This window comes from Stenotrophomonas sp. Iso1, assembly GCF_027497995.1.
Taxonomy (GTDB): Bacteria; Pseudomonadota; Gammaproteobacteria; order Xanthomonadales; family Xanthomonadaceae; genus Stenotrophomonas.
In genome coordinates this window covers 1-209 of sequence record NZ_JAODBT010000018.1, presented here as the reverse complement: position 1 = coordinate 209, position 209 = coordinate 1, and the positions used below count along the sequence as shown (strand labels likewise).

The window sequence follows — 209 nt, the reverse complement described above, 5'->3', positions numbered from 1 at the left end:
GACGTGACCTTCGCGATCAGCGCGGGTAACGACAATGGCTGGTACGCGATCGATCCGACCACGGGTGTGATCACCCTGACCCCGGTCGGTGCAGCCTCGCTGGCGAATGACTACGAGGCAACGGGCAACAGCCACACGATCACCGTAGTAGCCAGCGACGGCAATGGCGGTACGACCACCATCACCGTCACGCTCAACGAACTGGACGT

1 protein-coding gene is annotated in these 209 nt (G+C 62.2%); it reads left to right on the top strand.

The window, feature by feature from the left end:
• On the top strand, positions 1-209 hold a 209-nt coding region (locus PAN08_RS18025), incomplete at both ends, for a cadherin repeat domain-containing protein (RefSeq protein WP_269792877.1).